Source organism: Yersinia vastinensis (genome assembly GCF_044905075.1).
GTDB classification, from domain to species: Bacteria; Pseudomonadota; Gammaproteobacteria; order Enterobacterales; family Enterobacteriaceae; genus Yersinia; species Yersinia vastinensis.
Window position 1 is genome coordinate 417,814 of sequence record NZ_CP173260.1, and the last position, 20,946, is coordinate 438,759.

The window sequence follows — 20,946 nt, forward strand, 5'->3', positions numbered from 1 at the left end:
CTTATTATGCCCTCCGCCCATGATGTTGCACAGAGGTTAACTACGCCCGCTAACGCGAACCACTGACGTTAGGTATAAAGAGTGGAGAACGTGGATAAGTTCAGACTTTTAGCGGCACCATTGCCGAAATTTCTTATAACGTAGTGCCAATAATATTGCTGCGGTCACTGCGTAAATAATGGGCAGTGGCGATAACGTTTTCACCGACCAAAGATAATGAATTGGCGCAAGAATGGCGACAACATACACCAAATTATGCAGCTTTTGCCAGTTAGCTCCCATTTTTCGTTGTGCCCACAAGGTAGATGTCACGGCCAGTGACAGTAACAATAACCAACTAATAATGCCTAATGTCAGGTAGGGACGGGTGACTAATTCACGTCCTAATAGGCCAATATTGCTCAATCCTAATTCCAGCACCGAGTAACTGACTAAATGCAGTGTCCCCCAAGCAAAACACCATAACCCCAAGAGCCGACGACAGCGGATCAGTAGAGGTTGCTTGCCATATCGTGCCAGTGGCGTGACCAACAACGTAGCCAATAACAGTTTAAGGGTCATCCGGCCGGTAAAATGCTGAATATCTTTCGCGGGGTCGGCACTGAACCAACCTTGATCAACAGACAAAATTAGCCACAGCAAGGGCAGCGCTGCCGCCAGCCAGATAGCCACCTTGAGCCATTTAATTTGTCGTAAACTCAGCCGCATTAGAAATTCTCCCGAAGATCCAAACCACGATAGAGTGAAGCGACTTGATCGGCATAACCATTAAACAGCAGAGTGGGTTGGCGCTGAACATCAAGGATGCCGCCGGAGCCGATAAAACGTTCAGTCGCTTGTGACCAGCGCGGATGGTCCACATGTGGGTTCACATTGGCATAAAAACCGTATTCATTGGGTGCGCTCAGGTTCCAGGTGGTGGGGGGCTGGTCATGAGTCAGTCGAATATGTACGATGGATTTTATTCCTTTAAAGCCATATTTCCACGGGGTAATGAGGCGCAATGGCGCACCATTTTGCGGAGGCAGGGCCTTGCCATAGACACCTAGCGTCATAAAGGCCAGAGGGTGCATGGCCTCGTCCAGTCTTAACCCTTCGACATAAGGATATTTCAGGCCACCGCCAATAAAGCGATCTTCTTGCCCTGGCATCTGATCTGGCGCATAAAGTGTTTGAAACGCGACATAGCGCGCATTACTGGTCGGTTCAACCAACTTCAGTAATTTTCCTAATTCAAACCCAATCCACGGTACTACCATTGACCAAGCTTCCACGCAACGCATGCGATAGATGCGCTCTTCCAAAGGAAAGCGCTTCATCAGATCATCAATATCAAGCGTCATCGGTTTAGCGACATCACCGTCAATTTTAATCTGCCAGCCTTCAGTTTTTAGTGTGCCGGCATTGGCTGCAGGATCGGCTTTATCCTGACCAAATTCGTAGAAATTATTGTAGCCCGTCACTTTATCCTCTGGCGTCATCGCTAAATCGGGGTGATAGGCCGTTGATTTAGTGAAGTCTAATGGCTTGCCCGATGGTGCTTTCGGGCGGTTATTGCCTTTAAACCACGCCAGTAAATCTGCTTGTGCGCTGGTAGGTAATGCTAACGTGGCGGCAGTGATCCCCAATGCTTGCAATACCTTACGGCGCTGATAAAAAATGCTCTCAGGCGTCACATCCGCTTCAGTCAGTTTGCGCGGTACATTGTGTGTGCCGGAAGAATTGCTCTTGGTATTCAGGAAAAAGTTACGCATAGCATGACTCCGTCAGACTGACCTTAATGGTAATAATAATCATGACGGGTTATGGGAATAAGTGCGAGGGGACAAAGGAAAATATGATATTTCTGATTGTTACGGTAGGACGCCGGGAAGATGAATACTCCCCGGCTTTCGTTTTTCAGCAGGCGTTAACCCAGTATTAACGAACTTTCACCAAGGTTCTACCCGTGACATCGTTAGCGAGCAAGCGTTCAGCCATTGCCGGTGCATCAGCCAATGTGATGGATTGCGAAGCTTGGTGGTAGAAGCTCTCAGGTAAAATTTTCTGCAACCGTTGCCAAGCTTGTAGGCGTCTTTGTTGTGGCGTCATCACTGAATCGACCCCTTGCAAACGCACATTGCGCAGAATAAAGGGCATGACTGTTGTTGGAAGGGTATAACCCCCCGCCAAGCCGCAGGCTGCGACGGTCCCGTTATAATTCATTTGTGCCAGAATCTTAGCCAGTAATTTATCGCCAACGGTATCAATCGCGCCCGCCCAGAGCTGTTTCTCTAATGGGCGTGAAGCATCAAGATATTCATTGCGAGATAACACCCGGTGAGCACCCAGACTTTTGAGGTATTCACTGTTGCTGTCACGACCAGAAATAGCCGCAATTTGATAACCTAGTGCCGAAAGTAAGGCTATCGCGGTGCTACCCACCCCCCCACTGGCCCCACTTACAACTACTTCGCCACTGTCAGGAGTCACACCACCTTCTTCTAATGCCATGACACACAACATGGCAGTGAAGCCTGCCGTACCAATAATCATCGCCTTGCGAGGCTCTAACCCCTCAGGCATAGGAACCAACCAGTCGCCATTAACACGAGCCTGCTCTGCCAACCCTCCCCAATGGTTTTCACCGACCCCCCAACCTGTCAGCAACACGGATTGACCAACATGAAAACGCGGATCTTCGCTGCTGTGGACGGTGCCCGCAAAATCAATGCCAGGAACCATCGGGAATTCACGGATAATTTTCCCTTTGCCTGTGATGGCCAGCGCATCTTTATAATTCAGGCTAGACCAATTGACATCAACGGTGACATTACCGGCAGGCAACTGTGAAGGCGATATTTCACGCACTTCTGCAGTGGTACGGCCTTCGGTTTGCTCAAGGACAAGCGCTCGCATATGGCACTCCAAAAATTCAAAGAAAGTAAGAGTTAAGAGTGAGCCAATATAGCGACAACATCAACTTCCTAGCCTGATCAAGAACAAAAATCGGGCTGTTGAACTTTACCCTGACTATCCTTGAAGCAGGTAAACTAAGCTTTAATGTAAAAGGCTGGGTTAAAGTGTCCCAGTCGCGCTATGAAGTAAAAAATCCGTGTTATGACTCGCTTTTGTCATATAGTGTTTATTCGAGGGAACTGAGGCCTTTTTTTCACCTAATTGCGCTTCGCAAGGTTAAGGGATGAGATTTACAACCAAACTATCTGTGTTTATGACGCTGCTGATTGTCGTGGCGATGTGTCTGGTGTTACTCGGTAGCACGGCAAGTTTCTTTTATTTGTGTCAGAAAAAAATGGAGCATCGCCTTCAGGGGATTGTGACTGCTTACGATCAGTCATTACTGCTGCAACCTGCTGATAAAGAACGCGAATGGCTACCTATTATGATGCGGACTCTAGGGGTGCTGGAAGTCAGCATCCAAAACGAAAGTAGTACGCTATATCATCTCAAACTCCCCGCTATTTATGCGCCATGGAACAGTAAAAGCCGCTACCGCAGCCTAGCTGTACCCATGCTGCATCAGCCCGGGGCCTCGATGCACTTTACCTATATCGACCCCCTAAGCAGTTATGCTCGCTCCCTTTATGCGGTCGCCATTTTATCGTTGGCCGTGATTGTGATTGCCATGACGCTATTGCTGAGTTTCCGCTGGTTACGTGAACAGACGGCAGGGCAAGAGAAACTAGAATGGCGGGCGAAACGCATTCTCAATGGCGAGCGTGAACATGCCATTCGTAGTGAGGGCCACGAATGGCCACCTTGCGCCAGCCGTGCTATTGATCATTTATTGGCGGAGTTGATCGAAGTTAGGGAAGAACGCAATCATGTGGATACATTAATTCGTACTTTTGCGGCCCGAGATGCCAAAACCGGCTTTGGTAACCGTCAGTTTTTTGATAACCAACTCACCACTCAACTGGAAGAGTCAGGTGCTCATGGCGTTGTTATGATGGTACAACTACCTGATTTTGATAGTTTAATTGAAACGGATGACCATCGGCAGGTGCAGGAGTTGATGCATTCATTAATTAACCTGCTTTCTACTTTTGTCGCCCGTCACCCTTCAGCATTATTAGCCCGTTATCATCAGAGTGATATTGCGATATTACTTCCACACAAAACCTTAAAAGATGCCGATGTCATGGCCGCACAATTGGTTAATGCGGTGGGAGCATTACCCAAACCTCATGTTATTGATCGCGAGTCATTACTACATATTGGTATTGTGGCGTACCGCAACGGCGATTCCGCAGAACAGATTATGGATAATGTGGGACAGGCGACCAAAAATGCGGCAATGTATGGAGGGAATGGGTGGTACATCTACGATACTCAAGTGTCAGAAAAAGGGCGCGGAAGTGTCAAATGGCGCACGTTATTGGAGCAAACACTGGCGAATGGTGGCCCAAGGCTTTATCAAAAACCGGTGGTAACCGTTGATGGGAAAATCCATCACCGTGAGATAATCAGCCGTATATATGATGGTGAACAAGAACTCCGCGCAGCTGAATTTATGCCTCTGGTGCAACTGTTCGGCCTAGGCGAACGTTATGATCGTCAAAAAATTGATCGGATAATTCCTTTATTAGCTTTATGGCCGGACGAAACTCTGGCATTTTCTATCTGCGTTGATTCATTATTGCAGCGTCCTTTCCAGCGCTGGCTGCGGGATACACTGCTACAGTGCAGAAAATCGGATAGAGAGCGAATTATCTTTGAACTTGCGGAGGCAGATGTGTGTCAATATATCAGCCAAATCCGTCCGATGATGCGTTTGTTGCTTGGTGTTGGCTGTAAGGTCATGGTGTCGCAGGCCGGATTGACGGTGGTCAGTACCTCATATATTAAGTCTCTACGGGTTGAAATGATCAAGCTTCACCCGGGGTTAGTAAGAAGTATTAATTTACGTTACGAAAATCAGCTGTTTGTTGATAGCCTGATCGGTGCTTGTGCAGGGACACCCGCGAAAGTTTTTGCCGCAGAAGTCCTTACCCGTGAAGAATGGCAAACTCTGAAAGAGAAAGGTGTTTATGGTGGACAGGGCAATTTTTTTGCTCCACCCACGCTTTTGAACCCCGGAAAGAAAAAATATTCGTATTAGGGCCATGTTTAGCCTGATCGTTGAGCAAAAATTAACGTAGAATATGCCAGTCATTTCCGTAAATCGTTGGTGGGCACTTACTTCCAACGAGAATCAGGTTAAATGTTAGATTTTATGTGCTGTGTTACGCCGGTCGTTGCGCAGAATCGGTGTTGTGCCAAGGGTTTATTCAACCTTTTCAAACAACATGGGGTCTGAATGGAGCGAGATGTCAATAACGCAGCTACTTTTTCACCGAATCAGGACGTTTTTGCGCCTTGTCGCTGCTTCGTGTGGTTGGTAAAGTAGGCGGATTTTATTTTTCGCCCCCAGCTTGCAGGATTATCCTTTCGTTATGTTTAAGAAATTTCGTGGCATGTTTTCCAACGACTTGTCCATCGACTTGGGTACCGCCAATACCCTTATATATGTTAAAGGACAAGGCATTGTACTGAATGAACCTTCAGTGGTTGCTATTCGTCAGGATCGTGCCGGTTCACCGAAGAGCGTTGCGGCTGTGGGCCATGATGCCAAACAGATGCTGGGGCGTACCCCTGGCAATATCGCAGCGATTCGCCCGATGAAAGACGGCGTTATCGCCGACTTCTTTGTCACTGAAAAAATGCTGCAACACTTTATCAAGCAAGTTCACAGCAACAGCTTTATGCGCCCAAGTCCGCGTGTGCTGGTGTGCGTACCGGTCGGGGCAACTCAGGTTGAGCGCCGTGCGATCCGTGAATCAGCCCAAGGCGCAGGTGCGCGTGAAGTGTTCTTAATTGAAGAGCCAATGGCGGCGGCAATTGGCGCAGGTCTGCCCGTTTCTGAAGCGACCGGCTCCATGGTTGTGGACATTGGTGGTGGTACTACCGAAGTGGCGGTTATCTCTCTGAATGGCGTGGTTTATTCATCTTCCGTTCGTATCGGTGGTGACCGCTTTGATGAAGCCATCATTAATTATGTGCGTCGTAACTACGGTTCATTGATTGGTGAGGCAACAGCCGAACGTATCAAGCACAGTATTGGCTCTGCTTATCCGGGTGATGAAGTTCTGGAAATTGAAGTGCGTGGCCGTAACCTTGCTGAAGGGGTTCCACGTGGCTTTACACTGAACTCCAATGAGATCCTTGAAGCGCTGCAAGAGCCACTGACCGGTATTGTTAGCGCGGTTATGGTTGCGCTGGAACAGTGTCCACCAGAGTTGGCATCTGATATTTCAGAGCGCGGCATGGTGTTGACTGGTGGTGGCGCATTGCTACGCAATCTGGATCGTTTGCTGATGGAAGAAACCGGTATCCCAGTGGTGGTGGCAGAAGATCCATTGACCTGCGTCGCTCGCGGTGGTGGTAAAGCGCTGGAAATGATCGACATGCATGGCGGCGATTTGTTCAGCGAAGAATAGTCAGCCAAAAGGAGAAGGGCCGGTCAGATAAATCTCTACCCAGGTTAGACGTCATAGGCGTGCAGCCAGGCAATAACGCATTCGAATAAACTGGTTCAGGTCAGTTCTTCGGATGCGTTAAGGCCGTGGATGCTGCTGTAACGTCAAGTACGAAAGGGTGATTCAGATTTGGCGCTTCCTCCTTCATGCCGTCAAGGAATACCCATAATTTATGAAGCCGATTTTTAGCCGGGGTCCATCCCTGCAACTGCGGTTGTTCTTTGCCGTTCTTGCAGCCATTATTTTAGTTATAGCGGATAGCCGATTAGGTACATTTGTTAAAATACGTACTTATATGGATACCGCCGTTAGCCCTTTCTATTTTTTGGCCAATGGGCCACGCAAAGTTCTCGATAACGTTTCTGAAACTCTGGCTACCCACCAACAATTGGAGCTGGAAAATCGTGCATTACGCCAAGAACTGTTGCTGAAAAATACAGATTTGCAGTTACTTGGGCAATTTAAGCAGGAAAATAACCGCTTACGTGAATTGCTCGGCTCCCCGCTGCGTCAAGATGAACAGAAAATGGTGACGCAGGTGATGTCCAGTGGGACAGATCCATATAGTGATCAAGTGGTTATCGACAAAGGTTCTAACAATGGCGTTTACGAAGGCCAGCCGGTCATCAGTGACCGCGGTGTCGTAGGTCAGGTGGTCGCTGTGAGTAAATTAACCAGCCGCGTGCTCTTGATTTGTGATACCTCACACGCTCTCCCTATTCAGGTGCTGCGAAATGATATTCGAGTTATTGCTGCCGGGAGTGGTTGCACTGATGACTTATTATTAGAGCATTTGCCAAGCAATACAGATATTCGCGTCGGTGATGTGTTAGTGACATCTGGCTTAGGGGGGCGTTTCCCTGAAGGATATCCTGTTGCTGTCGTTTCATCAGTCAAAGTTGATAACCAGCGTGCTTATACGGTGATTCAAGCTCGTCCGACGGCGGATTTGCAGCGTTTGCGTTACCTTTTGCTGTTGTGGGGCGCGGATCGTAATGGCGACATACCTTTGCCTCCAGATGAAGTTCGCCGTGTCGCAAATGAACGTTTGGCTCCCATGATGTCGCAAGTATTGCCTGCCGCAGATGAGATGGGGCCACCGGCACCACCTGCTGCGACGACACCAACAGCAGTGACTGCGCCAGGAGTGTCACCATGAACCGCTACAGCAGTAATGGCCGTTGGGTGATTTGGTTGTCTTTCCTGATTGCCATGGTGCTGCAAATTATGCCGTGGCCAGAACAGATTTATATGTTCCGCCCTTCATGGCTGGCCCTGGTCCTTATTTATTGGGTAATGGCATTGCCACATCGTGTCAATGTTGGGACTGGCTTTATCCTCGGGCTGATTATGGATCTTATTTTAGGTTCAACTCTTGGCGTTCGGGCGCTGGCACTGAGCATTATTGCTTATCTGGTGGCATTCAAGTTTCAGCTATTTCGCAATATGGCATTGTGGCAGCAGGCGCTCATTGTGATGCTGCTTTCGCTGACAATGGATGTCGTGGTGTTCTGGTCGGAGTTTTTAGTCAGTAACGTCTCATTCCGCCCCGAAGTTTTCTGGAGTAGTGTAGTCAACGGTATTTTGTGGCCTTGGCTATTTTTGTTAATGCGCAAAATTCGCCGTCAATTTGCGGTGCAATAAGGAATTAAGACTCATGACCGCCCTGTACCTCGCTTCTGGTTCTCCACGTCGCCGTGAATTATTAACTCTGCTTGGTGTCCCTTTTGAGGTGCTCAAAACAGAGGTCGAAGAGCAACGTCGACCAGAAGAAAGTGCACAAGAATATGTCCGGCGTTTGGCGCAGGATAAAGCACAGGCAGGGGTGAAGGTCGCACCACAAGATTTACCTGTCTTAGGGGCAGATACTATTGTGGTATTAAATGGGCAAGTATTAGAAAAACCACGAGATAAAGCACACGCGCAGCAAATATTAAGTACGTTGTCAGGCCAGCAACATCAAGTGATTACTGCGGTGTCGCTGGCTGATCGACACGATTTGTTATCTGCCATGGTTGTGACAGATGTGACATTTCGCGTGTTATCCCAGTTGGAAATCAGTGATTATATTGCTACCGGTGAACCCATGGACAAAGCGGGCGCGTACGGTATTCAGGGGAAAGGTGGTTGTTTCGTCAGATCCATTACCGGCAGTTACCATGCCGTTGTAGGACTGCCGTTGGTAGAAACCCATGAATTACTAAGTAATTTCATTGCGCTACGTAATGTGAGAGGAATACATGACAGCTGAATTACTGGTCAATATTACACCGTCTGAAACGCGGGTTGCCTACATTGACGGTGGCATCCTGCAAGAAATACATATCGAACGTGAAGCGAAAAGAGGGATCGTCGGTAATATCTATAAGGGTCGTGTCAGCCGGGTGCTACCGGGCATGCAAGCGGCTTTCGTCGATATTGGTCTGGATAAGGCCGCCTTCCTCCATGCTTCCGATATCATGCCCCACACCGAATGTGTGGCTGGGGATGAGCAGAAAAATTTCAATGTGCGCGATATTGCTGAACTGGTGCGCCAGGGGCAGGATTTAATCGTGCAGGTGGTGAAAGACCCGCTTGGTACTAAAGGCGCACGTTTAACCACCGATATCACCCTACCTTCGCGCTATCTGGTTTTGATGCCAGGGGCTGCTCATGTCGGTGTTTCCCAGCGAATTGAAAGTGAAGCTGAACGCGAACGGCTGAAAAAAACCGTGACCGGCTATTGTGATGAGCAAGGCGGTTTTATTATTCGCACTGCTGCAGAAGGGATTGGTGAAGAGGAACTTTCTGCTGATGCCGCTTTCCTCAAACGCTTGTGGACGAAAGTTCAGGAGCGGAAAAAACGCAACAATACCAAATGCAAGTTATATGGCGAGATGGCTCTGGCACAACGTGTGCTGCGTGATTTTGCTGGTGCGGCATTGGATAAAATTCGTGTCGACTCCAAATTAACCTATGATTTGCTGGTGGAGTTTACCAGTGAATATATTCCAGAAATGACTGAAAAGTTGGAGCTGTATACTGGCAAACAGCCCATTTTCGACCTCTATGATGTCGAAAATGAAATACAGCGATCTCTGGAGCGTAAAGTTGAGTTAAAATCAGGAGGTTACCTGATTATTGACCAGACTGAAGCCATGACCACAGTGGATATCAATACTGGTGCTTTTGTCGGTCATCGTAATCTTGACGAGACGATTTTCAATACCAATATTGAAGCGACTCAGGCCATCGCACGCCAACTGCGGATGCGGAATCTGGGTGGGATTATCATTATTGATTTCATTGACATGAGTAATGAAGAACATCGTCGACGTGTATTGCATTCACTGGAACAGGCACTGAGTAAAGATCGAGTAAAAACCAGTATTAACGGTTTCTCTCAGCTAGGCTTAGTAGAAATGACGCGTAAGCGCACGCGGGAAAGTATTGAGCATGTGCTATGCAATGAATGCCCAACTTGCCGTGGGCGCGGCACGGTCAAATCAGTCGAAACGGTGTGCTACGAGATCTTGCGTGAAATTGTCCGTGTCCATCATGCTTATGATTCTGACCGCTTCTTGGTCTATGCTTCTCCGGCGGTAGGAGAGGCACTGAAAGGTGAAGAGTCTCATGCATTAGCGGAAGTAGAAATTTTTGTTGGTAAGCAGGTTAAAGTTCAGATTGAGCCACTGTATAACCAAGAACAGTTTGATGTGGTGATGATGTAAGAGCCTCCCGGCCTTACAGGGATGGCAAGGAGAGAAGTGTGAGGCGACTGCCCAGGATAATGTTTGCGACAGGCGCCACAATTATTGTTGTGGTGGCACTGTTAGTCAGTGGGCTACGCATGATGCTGCCTCACATCAACGACTATCGTACACAAATCGTGGCTAAGGTTCAGTCCATCAGCGGTATCCCACTGGAAGTGGGATTCATGCAAGGGACGTGGGAAACCTTTGGCCCGACGTTGGAGTTGCGTGATATTCGAGCGACATTGCCGAAAGCCGATTGGCAGGTGCAACGGGTAACTCTTGCGCTGGATGTTTGGCAATCCCTACTGCATCGGCGCTGGCAGTTCCGCGATATGACGTTCTATCAGTTGCAGCTAGATTTGCACACCACATTGGATCGGCAGCAGAACAGCAGCAGTAGCCTTGAAGCCAGCACGATTACTGATATCTTCCTGCGCCAATTAGACCATTTCGATCTGCGCAACAGCCGTATTTCATTTCTCACGCCATCAGGCCCGCGTGCCGAATTAGAGATCCCGCAACTGACATGGCTCAACTCCCCCAGCCGGCATCGAGCGGAAGGGCAAATTAGCCTTTCGACCATTAATGGTCAGCATGGTGTCGTGATGGTGCGGATGGATCTGCATGATAATCAGGGTATTTTAAATAATGGCACTGTTTATATGCAGGCCGATAATATCGACCTGAAACCTTGGATTAGCCGCTGGTTACACAATAATACCGGGTTAGACAGTGCCGAATTTAGTCTGGCAGCGTGGTTGAGCATTAAAAGTGGCGAAATCTACAGCGGCAATGTTCTGCTCAGTCAGGGGCAAGCCAATTGGACGGTCGGTGAGCAATCTCATCAGCTCGCGGTGGATAATTTTGTTCTGGAAGGCCATCGTCAAGGCCGTGGTTGGCAAATTGATGCACCAGAATTGAGTCTCAAAACTGACGGGCAAGCGTGGCCGAAAGGGCGTCTGTCTGCGTTGTGGTTACCTGAAAATACTCAATTTATTGGCCCAGACCAATCTCAAGAATTACGTATTCGCGCTGCTAATATTCAGCTCGAACGTGTCGGACCGTTATTGCCGACAGTCTCCCTTTTTACCCCTGAACTCATGAAGCGCTGGGCGGATTTACAACCACAAGGGATCGTGGACGCGCTGGCATTAGATATCCCGATCAGCCAACCACAAAGAACGCGTTTCCAAGCTAAATGGCACGATATCAGTTGGCAGCACTGGGATTTGCTTCCGGGAGTGAATAATTTTGCTGGTGCGCTGAGTGGGACTGCCGAGCTTGGGCGGTTGGATATCAATCTTAACAACAGCACATTACCTTACGGTGACATGTTCCGCGCCCCATTAGAGGTCAGCAAGGCCAGTGGTATCGTGAATTGGCAGGCCGATGATAATGGTTGGGAGTTGTGGAGCGATCAGCTAGATATTAGGGCAAAATCCTTGTGGGGCAATGGCAGTTTCCGTTATATGCAGCCGAATAAAGGGCAACCATGGCTTAAGATTCTGACAGGTATTCGTCTGTATGATGCAACCGATGCTTGGCGCTACTTCCCGGTTCCATTAATGGGCAAGAAATTGGCCGACTACCTGACCCAATCGTTACAGGGCGGGCAGGTGGATAATGCTACGCTGATTTATAACGGCAACCCGCATTATTTCCCTTATCAACATAAAGAGGGCCAATTCCAAGTCTATGTCCCGTTGCGTAATGCGACCTTCGCGTTTCAGCCAGATTGGCCTGCATTAGAGAATTTAGCGATCGATCTCGATTTCCTTAATGAAGGTCTGTGGATGAATGCGCCTCATGCCATGCTGGGTAACGTTACCGGCAGCAATATCCGTGCGATTATTCCCGATTATCTGAAAGAAAAACTGTATGTCGATGCCGAGGTTGCCGGTGAAGGGCGCGATGTTCATGACTACTTCACCCACACCCCTCTTAATGATTCTGTGGCTCAAACGCTTGAAGAACTTCAGGTCGGAGGAGCGGTTAGTGGGCGCTTACACCTAGATATTCCCCTTGAGGAGAACCGCATCACCCATGCCAGCGGTGAAGTGACCTTGAAGAATAACAGCCTGTTGGTTAAACCACTGCAAAGCCAGTTGGAGAATATCAGCGGTAAATTCCGTTTCAATGACGGCAATTTGGACAGCGATACGTTATCCGCTAACTGGTTCGGGCAGCCACTGAGTGTGGATTTCACAACTGAAGAGCAACCTAAGAACTTTTTGGTCAATGTTGGCCTACAAGGGGACTGGCTGCCGGCCAAATTACCAGGTGTACCGGATGATGTGGCGAAATTACTCAGTGGTAGCGCGAACTGGCAAGGCAAAGTTGCAGTGCAGTTACCTAAAAATGGTCAGCCAGATTATAAAATTGATGTCACGGCTGATCTTAAAAAAGTGAGCAGTCACTTACCTCCGCCGCTAGATAAAGCCAGCGGTCAATCGTTGCCATTACAGGTTAAGGCCGTCGGCGGGCTGGACAGCTTTATTCTGTCGGGGAGCGCGGGTGGTAACAATAGATTTAATAGCCAATGGTTGCTGCAAAAGGATCAGGTGGAACTGGCTCGTGCTATCTGGCAAACCGATAGCAAAAAAACACCGCCACTGCCTGATGAAAAAGGGTTAGTGCTCAAGTTGCCTAATCTTGATGGTGAACGCTGGTTGGCTTTACTGGCACCTGAGTTTTCCGCCGCAAATGCCTCTTTTACCTCCTCTGCTCAACCCAAAATGCAAGGGAGCAAATCCAATGTCATTCTCCCTCAGCGGTTGATATTACAAACACCACAACTCTTGATTGGTGGCCAAGCTTGGCATGACCTGACATTGCAGCTAGAGCCATTGCTGGCGGGCACCAAAGTCACGGCAAAAGGTCAAGAAGTGAATGGCAGTTTGTTAATGGCGGAAAGCGGACCATGGCATGCTGATATTGATTATCTTTATTACAATCCGCAATGGGCAGGAAACGAAAAGAATGATCCATTAGCGAAAGCGGCGTTGCAGGAGCCACAAAGCCCTAGCGCATTATCGTTTCATGACTGGCCAGCCCTGCAACTGCGCTGCAAAGAGTGTTGGGTTTTAGGGCAGAGTATCGGACGGGTGAATGCGGATTTAGTGCCTAAAGGCTCGGTTCTGACGCTCTCTAACGGGCTTATTGAAGCGGGTAATGGTCGAGCTAAAATTTCGGGGCAGTGGCAGCAAGACAGTTTAGGCGATAAAACGTCGCTTAACATTGCTCTGAGTGGACCCAAAATAGATGAAACTAATTCATTCTTTGGTTTGATGACGCCGATAAAGGATGCGCCATTTGATATCAGTGCAGACATCAGTTGGCGCGGGGTTCCATGGCAACCACAAATTAATACCCTGAATGGGACGATAAAAAGCCGATTGGGTCGAGGGCTACTGACGGATATGGGCGGAGGGCGAGCGGGCCAGTTATTGCGTCTGGTAAGCTTTGACGCATTATTACGTAAACTCCAACTTGATTTTAGTGATACGTTTAGTCGTGACTTCGCGTTTGATTCTATTCGAGGCACCGCCAATATCAAAAACGGTGTGATGCATACTAATGATTTAGTGATTGATGGGTTGGCGGCCGATATTGCCATGAGCGGAAATGTTGATTTGGTTAAGCGCCAGATAGCCATGGAAGCGGTCATCACTCCAGAAATTTCAGCCACTGTCGGTGTCGCAACCGCCTTTGCGATTAACCCGGTGGTGGGGGCTGCGGTATTTGCGGCCTCCAAGATTTTAGGGCCGTTATGGAGCAAGGTCTCGCTGATTCGCTATCAAATTACCGGTAGCTTGGATCAACCGGCCATCCATGAAGTATTACGCCAGCTAAAGGAGAGTAAGGCGCCATGAAAAATGCCAATGTCGCATTATTACAGTTATGCAGCGGTGAAAATACCCGTGATAATCTGGCTCAAATTGAGCAGCAGATCAAACAGTTAAACTCAGGTATTCAACTGGTGATGACGCCGGAAAATGCATTGCTATTTGCCAATGCTGCCTCCTATCGTCACCATGCAGAGCAGCACAATGACGGGCCATTGCAGCAGGAAGTCCGTGAGATGGCGCGTAAATATGGCGTGTGGATTCAGGTAGGATCAATGCCGTTGATAAGCCGTGAGTCTCCGGATCTTATTACCACCAGTAGCTTGCTTTTCGATGATCAGGGCGAGCTTAAAGCACGCTACGATAAAATTCACATGTTTGATGTGGATATCAACGATCTTCATGGCCACTACCGAGAGTCAGATACCTACCAGCCGGGGCAGCAATTGACGGTGGTGGATACCCCGGTAGGGCGTCTTGGCATGACAATTTGCTATGACTTGCGTTTCCCCGGCTTGTTCCAAGCCTTGCGGGCGCAGGGGGCTGAGATTATTTCTGTTCCTTCGGCCTTTACCAAAGTCACCGGTGAAGCGCATTGGGAGATTTTATTGCGCGCACGAGCAATTGAAAATCAGTGTGTGATATTGGCCGCCGCACAGGTGGGGCGTCACGGCGCTACCCGCCGGACTTGGGGCCATACCATGGCGGTTGATGCCTGGGGTAAAATTATTGGGCAGAACCCCGATGCGGTTTCGGCTTTAAAAGTCAAAATCGGTACCACAGGATTGAAAACGATTCGTCATCAGATGCCGGTATTGCAGCATAATCGCTTCCAGTCGTCGCTGGTGCCGCTATCGAATAAGCTATCATCTAATTCATGATAATCATCTAAATAAAGAGTGAAAACTATGAGCCTCTCGTTTGTCAGTGAGCAGTTACTCGCTGCTAACAAGCTGAACCATCAGGACTTGTTCTCAGTATTGGGGCAGTTGGCCGAGCGCCGCCTCGATTATGCTGACCTGTATTTCCAGTCCAGCTACCATGAGGCCTGGGTGTTGGAAGACAGCATCATTAAAGATGGCTCTTACAATATTGATCAGGGTGTGGGGGTGCGTGCGGTTAGCGGGGAAAAAACCGGTTTTGCCTATGCAGACCAAATCACCCTGAATGCCTTGCAGCAAAGTGCCCACGCCGCGCGCAGTATTGTGCGCGACACTGGCAACGGTAAAGTGCACACCTTGGGCGAAATCTCCCATCGGGCGCTTTACCCTTTGCTCGACCCACTGCAAAGTCTCTCTCGGGAAGACAAAATCGCCTTGTTGCATAGAGTCGACAAAGTCGCTCGTGCTGCTGATAAGCGGGTGCAAGAAGTGAGCGCCAGTCTGACGGGGGTTTATGAGCAGATTTTGGTGGCAGCCACTGACGGTACTTTGGCGGCAGATGTCCGTCCACTGGTGCGCCTGTCTGTCAGTGTTCTGGTTGAAGAGAATGGCAAGCGTGAGCGCGGCGCGAGCGGCGGCGGTGGTCGTTTTGGTTATGACTACTTCTTGGAAATTGTTGATGGTGAAGTGCGCGCCGATAATTTTGCTCATGAAGCTGTCAGAATGGCATTAGTTAATCTGTCCGCCATTGCAGCTCCTGCGGGTGCGATGCCGGTGGTGCTGGGTGCAGGTTGGCCGGGCGTGCTGCTGCACGAAGCGGTGGGACACGGGTTGGAGGGTGATTTCAATCGTCGTGGCAGTTCCGTATTCAGTGGGCAAATGGGCAAGTTGGTGGCTTCAGAATTATGTACGGTGGTGGATGACGGCACCATGCAAGGTCGCCGAGGCTCATTAGCCATTGACGATGAAGGGGTGCCAGGCCAGTACAACGTGCTGATTGAGAATGGTATTCTGAAAGGCTATATGCAGGATAAACTCAATGCTCGCTTGATGGGTGTTGCGCCGACCGGTAATGGTCGCCGTGAGTCTTATGCACATTTACCGATGCCGCGCATGACCAATACCTATATGTTAGCGGGTAAATCAACACCTGAAGAGATAATCGCTAGTGTGGAATATGGCCTTTACGCACCGAACTTTGGTGGTGGTCAGGTGGATATTACCTCCGGTAAGTTTGTCTTCTCCACTTCGGAGGCTTACTTAATCGAGAAAGGCAAAATTACTAGCGCGGTAAAAGGGGCAACTTTGATTGGCTCTGGTATTGAAGCTATGCAGCAGATTTCTATGGTCGGTAACGATCTGGCGCTGGATAAAGGTGTCGGTGTTTGTGGCAAAGAAGGTCAAAGTCTGCCTGTGGGTGTCGGTCAGCCCACTCTGAAACTGGATAACCTGACCGTAGGTGGCACAGCGTAAGAAGAGATTCAGCATTTTGGTGCTCAGTTTAGTCCTAACTGAGCACCAAATAAGTACGTTGAATTTATCGGTAACCCTGATAGACCTCAGCAACCCGTTTAAAATACTCCGTTAAATAGTCGATACAGACTTGGACTTTCAATGGCATTTTGTCTTTCTCGGTATACAGTGCATAAACCGGGCGTGGGTCAGAATGGTATTTTTTGAAAAGAACTTCCACTTCACCACGTTTGATCTCCTCAATGACCCACATTAAGGGTGCATAGGCAATACCCGCACCAGCGTTGAGCCAACGGATCATGGTTTGAGAGTCGTTGGTCACAAAACGGCCCTGCGGGGATATCTGTGTGGTAATACCTTCCGGTGCAATTAATTCAAAATTACTGTCTGGTCTGACACTGTATTCCAGCCACGAAAAGTTAGTCATGTCACTCGGTTTTTCTGGCGTGCCGTGCTGTGCCAAATAGCTTTTAGCAGCACATACTACCATTGGCATTGAGCCAAGGCGGCGGGAAAATAGCCCTGAGTCTTGTAAAGCCCCGACACGAATAACCACATCCAACCCATCAGCAATCAGATCAGGTGCCGGTATTCCCGTCACCAAATTAACAGAAAGCCCGGGATATTCTTTCAGCATCTCAGCGGTCATGGTGGCGAGTACGTTTTGTGCCATCGTTGATGAGCAGCCAATTCGTAATGTTCCCGTCGGCGTGTTGTTAAATGCATAGAGCTGTTCATGGACTTCCTGCACCTCCTGCAACATTCGTCGGCAACCCTGATAATAAATTCGGCCCGCTTCGGTCAAACCAATACGCCGTGTACTGCGGTTAAGCAACTTAACATTCAGCTCTGTTTCCAGTTTTGATACCGTCTGGCTTATCGACGAAACACTCATTGCCAGCTGCCGTGCCGCCCCCGTAAAGGAGCCGCACTCAACGACTTTGGCAAACACTGACATGCGTTTTAATCTTTCCATTGTTTGCTCTATGTGGATTGTTAACTCTGGCTTAAAAGTGATTTAGATCACACATTGTAGATAACTTGATAATAAGCAGGCTAATATACTGCTGTCGGGAGAATAATCCGAAGTTTGAAAGCCGCGTAGCCGAAGTGTTACCTCGCCTCGTCCAAGTCGCAGTCATACTAATCAATCAAGTTTAACCTATAAGTCAGTCTAATAGCTGCTGCTTTTAGCTGTGGTTGTTGTGGTTGGAAGTCTTTCAGCTAACGATAAGATTATTCACTCAAGTGTATAACAGAGAGGATTTAAAGAATGAGTTTGCTTCCGGTGATGGTGATTTTTGGCCTCTCTTTTCCACCGATATTTGTTGAGCTGCTTCTCTCTCTGGCACTTTTTTTTGCCTTGCGTCGTGTGTTGCAACCTACAGGTATTTACGAGTTTGTCTGGCACCCGGCACTCTTTAATACCGCACTGTATGGTTGTCTTTTCTATTTAATATCTCGTCTTTTTTCCTGAGGTCGCCGTGAGTACTTTTTTATTAAAAATAATCCGCATCGGCATCACCTTATTGGTGGTTTTACTGGCTATCGTTGCTATTTTCAAGGTTTGGGCCTTTTACACTGAGTCGCCTTGGACCCGTGATGCAAAATTTACCGCAGATGTCGTTGCTATTGCACCGGACGTCAGCGGGCTACTGACGGATGTTCCCGTCAAAGACAACCAACTGGTGCAGAAAGGCCAAATTCTATTTGTCATCGACCAACCGCGCTATGAACAGGCATTGGCCGAAGCGCAAGCCGATGTTGCCTATTACCAAACATTGGCAGCTGAGAAACAGCGCGAATCGGGTCGACGCCAACGTTTGGGGGTTCAGGCACTGTCCCAAGAGGAGATTGACCAATCCAGTAATGTGCTGCAAACCGTTCGTCATCAACTGGCAAAAGCAATCGCGGTGCGCGATTTAGCTAAACTTGACCTGGAACGTACCATCGTGCGTGCTCCCGCGGAAGGTTGGGTGACCAACCTGAATGTCCATGCTGGAGAGTTTATTAACCGGGGAGCCACGGCGGTGGCTCTGGTCAAAAAAGACACTTTCTATATCTTAGCCTATTTGGAAGAAACCAAGCTGGAAGGCGTAAAACCGGGGCATAGGGCAGAAATTACGCCGCTTGGTAGTAACCGTATTTTGCATGGCACCGTCGACAGTATCTCGGCGGGGGTCACGAATAGCAGCAGTAGTGTTGATAGTAAAGGGTTGGCAACCATTGATAATAATTTGGAATGGGTACGTCTGGCACAACGTGTGCCGGTAAAAATTCGGCTGGATGATGAGGATCAGCAGCACCCTTATCCAGCAGGGACTACCGCCACTGTGGTTATCACTGGCTCGAATGATCGCGATCCGAATCAGGCATCACCCATTGTTAAGTTGATGCATCGTCTGCGCGAGTTTGGCTAAGATGAGTAGCCCGACCTTTATCCGCCTGCGCTTTGCTTTCAAGCTCAGTTTTGCCATTGTGGCAGCGCTGTTTTTGGGCTTTCATTTGCAATTGGAAACGCCACGTTGGTCAGTGTTAACCGCGGCGATAGTTGCTGCTGGTCCAGCGTTTGCGGCGGGTGGTGAACCGTTCTCTGGCGCCATTCGCCACCGTGGCTGGCTGCGTATTATCGGGACATTTATCGGTTGTATTGGCGGTCTGATTATCATTGTTCTGACCATCAGAGCGCCAGTGTTGACTCTGATGCTTTGCTGTCTATGGGCTGGGGTCTGCACTTGGATCTCATCATTGGTGCGCGTTGAAAACTCCTATGCCTTTGGTTTGGCTGGGTATACCGCACTGATCATCATTGTGACAACCGGTGAAACGCCACTCCTTACTCCTCAATTTGCGGTAGAGCGTTGTAGTGAGATAGTGCTGGGGATCGTTTGTGCGGTCATGGCTGACCTGCTGTTTTCACCACGATCTATCAAGCAAGATATTGATCGTTTGGTCGACAAGGTTTTGGTGGATCAATACAAACTTTTGCAACTGTGTATACATCAAGCAGAAAAAACAGATATCGATCGCGCATGGAATGATTTAGTCAAAAATACCACCGCCCTTAATGGGATGCGCAGTTACTTGATGATGGAGTCATCCCGCTGGCAGCGGTGTAATCGCCGTTTACGGGTGTTGCATACCGAGTCATTGGCACTGATAACCCAGGCGTGTGAAACCTATCTGGTGCTTGTCAATCACCCCGATATATTAACTGCTGAATTAAAAGCTCTGCTGAGCGAACCGGCACAAACACCGACAGAGATTCATCAGCGGATGAAAAAACTGCGCCAATTTATTGGTGCCAGCCACAGTGAGACGATTCCCCATACCATTAGCAGTTGGGTAGGGGCCGCAACCCGCTATTTATTACTGTCGAAAGGGATTCATACCAACAGCAGCATCAGCCGGATAGAAGAGGATATTCTGGCCGGAGACGTGCCGGTTAAACATGTTTCAGCCGAAGGCCATCACGCGATGATTAACGGCCTGCGCACAGGGATTGCTACCGCAATTGGTGGGCTGTTTTGGCTGTGGACAGGCTGGACTTCTGGTGCTGGTTGTATGGTGATGATTGCGGTGGTCACCTCGCTGGCAATGCGCACCCCTAATCCGCGAATGGTGGCGATAGATTTCTTGCTGGGGGTGGTTATGGCGCTGCCTATTGGGGCGCTGTATTTTATGTTTATCATTCCCGCGACTCAGCAGAGCATGTTGCTGCTGTGTATCAGTTTAGGGCTGCTGGCCTTTATTATTGGTATTGAAGTGCAGAAGCGGCGGTTGGGATCTCTTGGGACGTTAGCCAGTACCATCAATATTATGGTGCTGAGTAACCCGATGGAATTTAATGTCAGCCTATTCCTCGATAGCGCATTAGGCCAAATTGTCGGCTGCTTCGTGTCTCTGATTGTGTTGCTGCTGATACGCGACAATGCCAAGGACAGAACCGGTAGAACGTTACTAAATCGCTTTGTTTACAGCGCTGTATCTGCCCTGACGACCAATAAAGCTCGGCGCAGTGAAAATCATTTACCGGCTTTATATCAGCAACTCAATCAGTTATTGATGATGTTCCCCGGTGATATTGATAAGTACCGATTGGCATTAACGTTAATCATCGCCCATCAACGACTCCATGGCACCGAGATTCCGGAGAATGCGGAATTGAGTGCTTTCCATAAGCAAATTCGCTACACCGCTGATAGAGTAATTAATGCGAAAAATTCGCAGAAGCGGCGCTATTACTTCGCCCGGCTGTTGCAGGAACTGGACCAATATCAACAAAAACTAATTGATTATCAGTCTCCTGATTCCGTTACTCGTCCGGTGAAACGGCTGGCGGATATGCTACACCGTTATCAGAGTGCGCTGATATAATCGCGGGCTGAAGGGCGCTAAGTTGTTCCCATCGCTTTCTCAAGGGCTATACTAAATCTGGAACCATCCTTCCTCGCCCTCCATTGATGGGGGGCATCATTTCCCTCAGGAGGTCGAC

At 48.8% G+C, this 20,946-nt stretch carries 16 protein-coding genes; 12 read left to right on the top strand and 4 right to left on the bottom strand.

Annotation, left to right across the window (positions count from 1 at the left end):
- Positions 1-108: 108 nt before the first annotated feature.
- The 3 genes from msrQ to ACIOG0_RS01830 form a co-directional block, all read right to left on the bottom strand.
- Positions 109-708, bottom strand: a complete 600-nt coding sequence (gene msrQ, locus ACIOG0_RS01820; protein WP_050100555.1) for a protein-methionine-sulfoxide reductase heme-binding subunit MsrQ — start codon at positions 706-708, stop codon at positions 109-111.
- On the bottom strand, positions 708-1,754 hold the full coding sequence (msrP, locus tag ACIOG0_RS01825; protein ID WP_050100558.1) for a protein-methionine-sulfoxide reductase catalytic subunit MsrP: 1,047 nt from the start codon (positions 1,752-1,754) through the stop codon (positions 708-710). The genes msrQ and msrP overlap by 1 nt, the downstream gene beginning before the upstream one ends.
- Positions 1,755-1,920: 166 nt before the next feature.
- Positions 1,921-2,898 carry an MDR family oxidoreductase gene (locus ACIOG0_RS01830; RefSeq protein ID WP_050100560.1) on the bottom strand — a complete coding sequence of 326 codons (978 nt, stop codon included), beginning with the start codon at positions 2,896-2,898 and terminating at the stop codon, positions 1,921-1,923.
- Positions 2,899-3,181: 283 nt separating this feature from the next.
- Here ACIOG0_RS01830 and csrD point away from each other — a divergent pair, with 283 nt between their 5' ends.
- From csrD to tldD, 9 genes are all read left to right on the top strand, one after another.
- Positions 3,182-5,101, top strand: coding sequence for an RNase E specificity factor CsrD (gene csrD, locus ACIOG0_RS01835; protein WP_050100562.1), 1,920 nt, complete (start codon positions 3,182-3,184; stop codon positions 5,099-5,101).
- Between the two features lie 334 nt (positions 5,102-5,435).
- Positions 5,436-6,479, top strand: coding sequence for a rod shape-determining protein MreB (mreB, locus tag ACIOG0_RS01840; protein ID WP_002228205.1), 1,044 nt, complete (start codon positions 5,436-5,438; stop codon positions 6,477-6,479).
- A 211-nt stretch (positions 6,480-6,690) separates the two neighbouring features.
- Positions 6,691-7,677 (top strand): rod shape-determining protein MreC, encoded by a 987-nt coding sequence (gene mreC, locus ACIOG0_RS01845; RefSeq protein ID WP_050100564.1) that lies wholly within the window; start codon positions 6,691-6,693, stop codon positions 7,675-7,677.
- Positions 7,674-8,162: a rod shape-determining protein MreD gene (mreD, locus tag ACIOG0_RS01850; protein ID WP_032911561.1), complete on the top strand. Its 489-nt coding sequence runs from the start codon at positions 7,674-7,676 to the stop codon at positions 8,160-8,162. The genes mreC and mreD overlap by 4 nt, the downstream gene beginning before the upstream one ends.
- A 13-nt stretch (positions 8,163-8,175) precedes the next feature.
- Positions 8,176-8,769, top strand: a complete 594-nt coding sequence (locus ACIOG0_RS01855) for a nucleoside triphosphate pyrophosphatase (RefSeq protein ID WP_050100567.1) — start codon at positions 8,176-8,178, stop codon at positions 8,767-8,769.
- Positions 8,759-10,228 carry a ribonuclease G gene (gene rng / locus ACIOG0_RS01860; RefSeq protein WP_050100569.1) on the top strand — a complete coding sequence of 490 codons (1,470 nt, stop codon included), beginning with the start codon at positions 8,759-8,761 and terminating at the stop codon, positions 10,226-10,228. The genes ACIOG0_RS01855 and rng overlap by 11 nt, the downstream gene beginning before the upstream one ends.
- Positions 10,229-10,266: 38 nt before the next feature.
- A complete protein-coding gene (gene yhdP, locus ACIOG0_RS01865) occupies positions 10,267-14,124 on the top strand; it encodes an AsmA2 domain-containing protein YhdP (protein WP_128451180.1) in 3,858 nt (1,285 codons plus the stop codon).
- Positions 14,121-14,978 carry a deaminated glutathione amidase gene (nit1, locus tag ACIOG0_RS01870; protein WP_050100574.1) on the top strand — a complete coding sequence of 286 codons (858 nt, stop codon included), beginning with the start codon at positions 14,121-14,123 and terminating at the stop codon, positions 14,976-14,978. Before yhdP ends, nit1 begins: the two co-directional genes overlap by 4 nt.
- Before the next feature lie 27 nt (positions 14,979-15,005).
- The gene (gene tldD, locus ACIOG0_RS01875; protein WP_050100577.1) at positions 15,006-16,451 is read left to right on the top strand and encodes a metalloprotease TldD; all 1,446 of its coding nucleotides are present in this window, start codon (positions 15,006-15,008) and stop codon (positions 16,449-16,451) included.
- A 64-nt stretch (positions 16,452-16,515) separates the two neighbouring features.
- Here tldD and aaeR read toward each other — a convergent pair whose 3' ends face one another.
- Entirely contained in the window at positions 16,516-17,427 is a 912-nt protein-coding gene (aaeR, locus tag ACIOG0_RS01880) for an HTH-type transcriptional activator AaeR (RefSeq protein WP_050100580.1), read from the bottom strand.
- Between the two features lie 297 nt (positions 17,428-17,724).
- Between aaeR and aaeX the strand changes: the two genes are divergently transcribed.
- The 3 genes from aaeX to aaeB are packed head-to-tail and all read left to right on the top strand — an operon-like array spanning position 17,725 to position 20,828.
- Complete coding sequence (gene aaeX / locus ACIOG0_RS01885; protein WP_050100582.1) at positions 17,725-17,928, top strand: p-hydroxybenzoic acid efflux pump operon protein AaeX; 204 nt, start codon at positions 17,725-17,727, stop codon at positions 17,926-17,928.
- A 7-nt stretch (positions 17,929-17,935) separates the two neighbouring features.
- Positions 17,936-18,871 carry a p-hydroxybenzoic acid efflux pump subunit AaeA gene (gene aaeA / locus ACIOG0_RS01890; protein ID WP_050100583.1) on the top strand — a complete coding sequence of 312 codons (936 nt, stop codon included), beginning with the start codon at positions 17,936-17,938 and terminating at the stop codon, positions 18,869-18,871.
- A gap of 1 nt (position 18,872) precedes the next feature.
- On the top strand, positions 18,873-20,828 hold the full coding sequence (aaeB, locus tag ACIOG0_RS01895) for a p-hydroxybenzoic acid efflux pump subunit AaeB (protein ID WP_050295998.1): 1,956 nt from the start codon (positions 18,873-18,875) through the stop codon (positions 20,826-20,828).
- Positions 20,829-20,946: the final 118 nt, after the last annotated feature.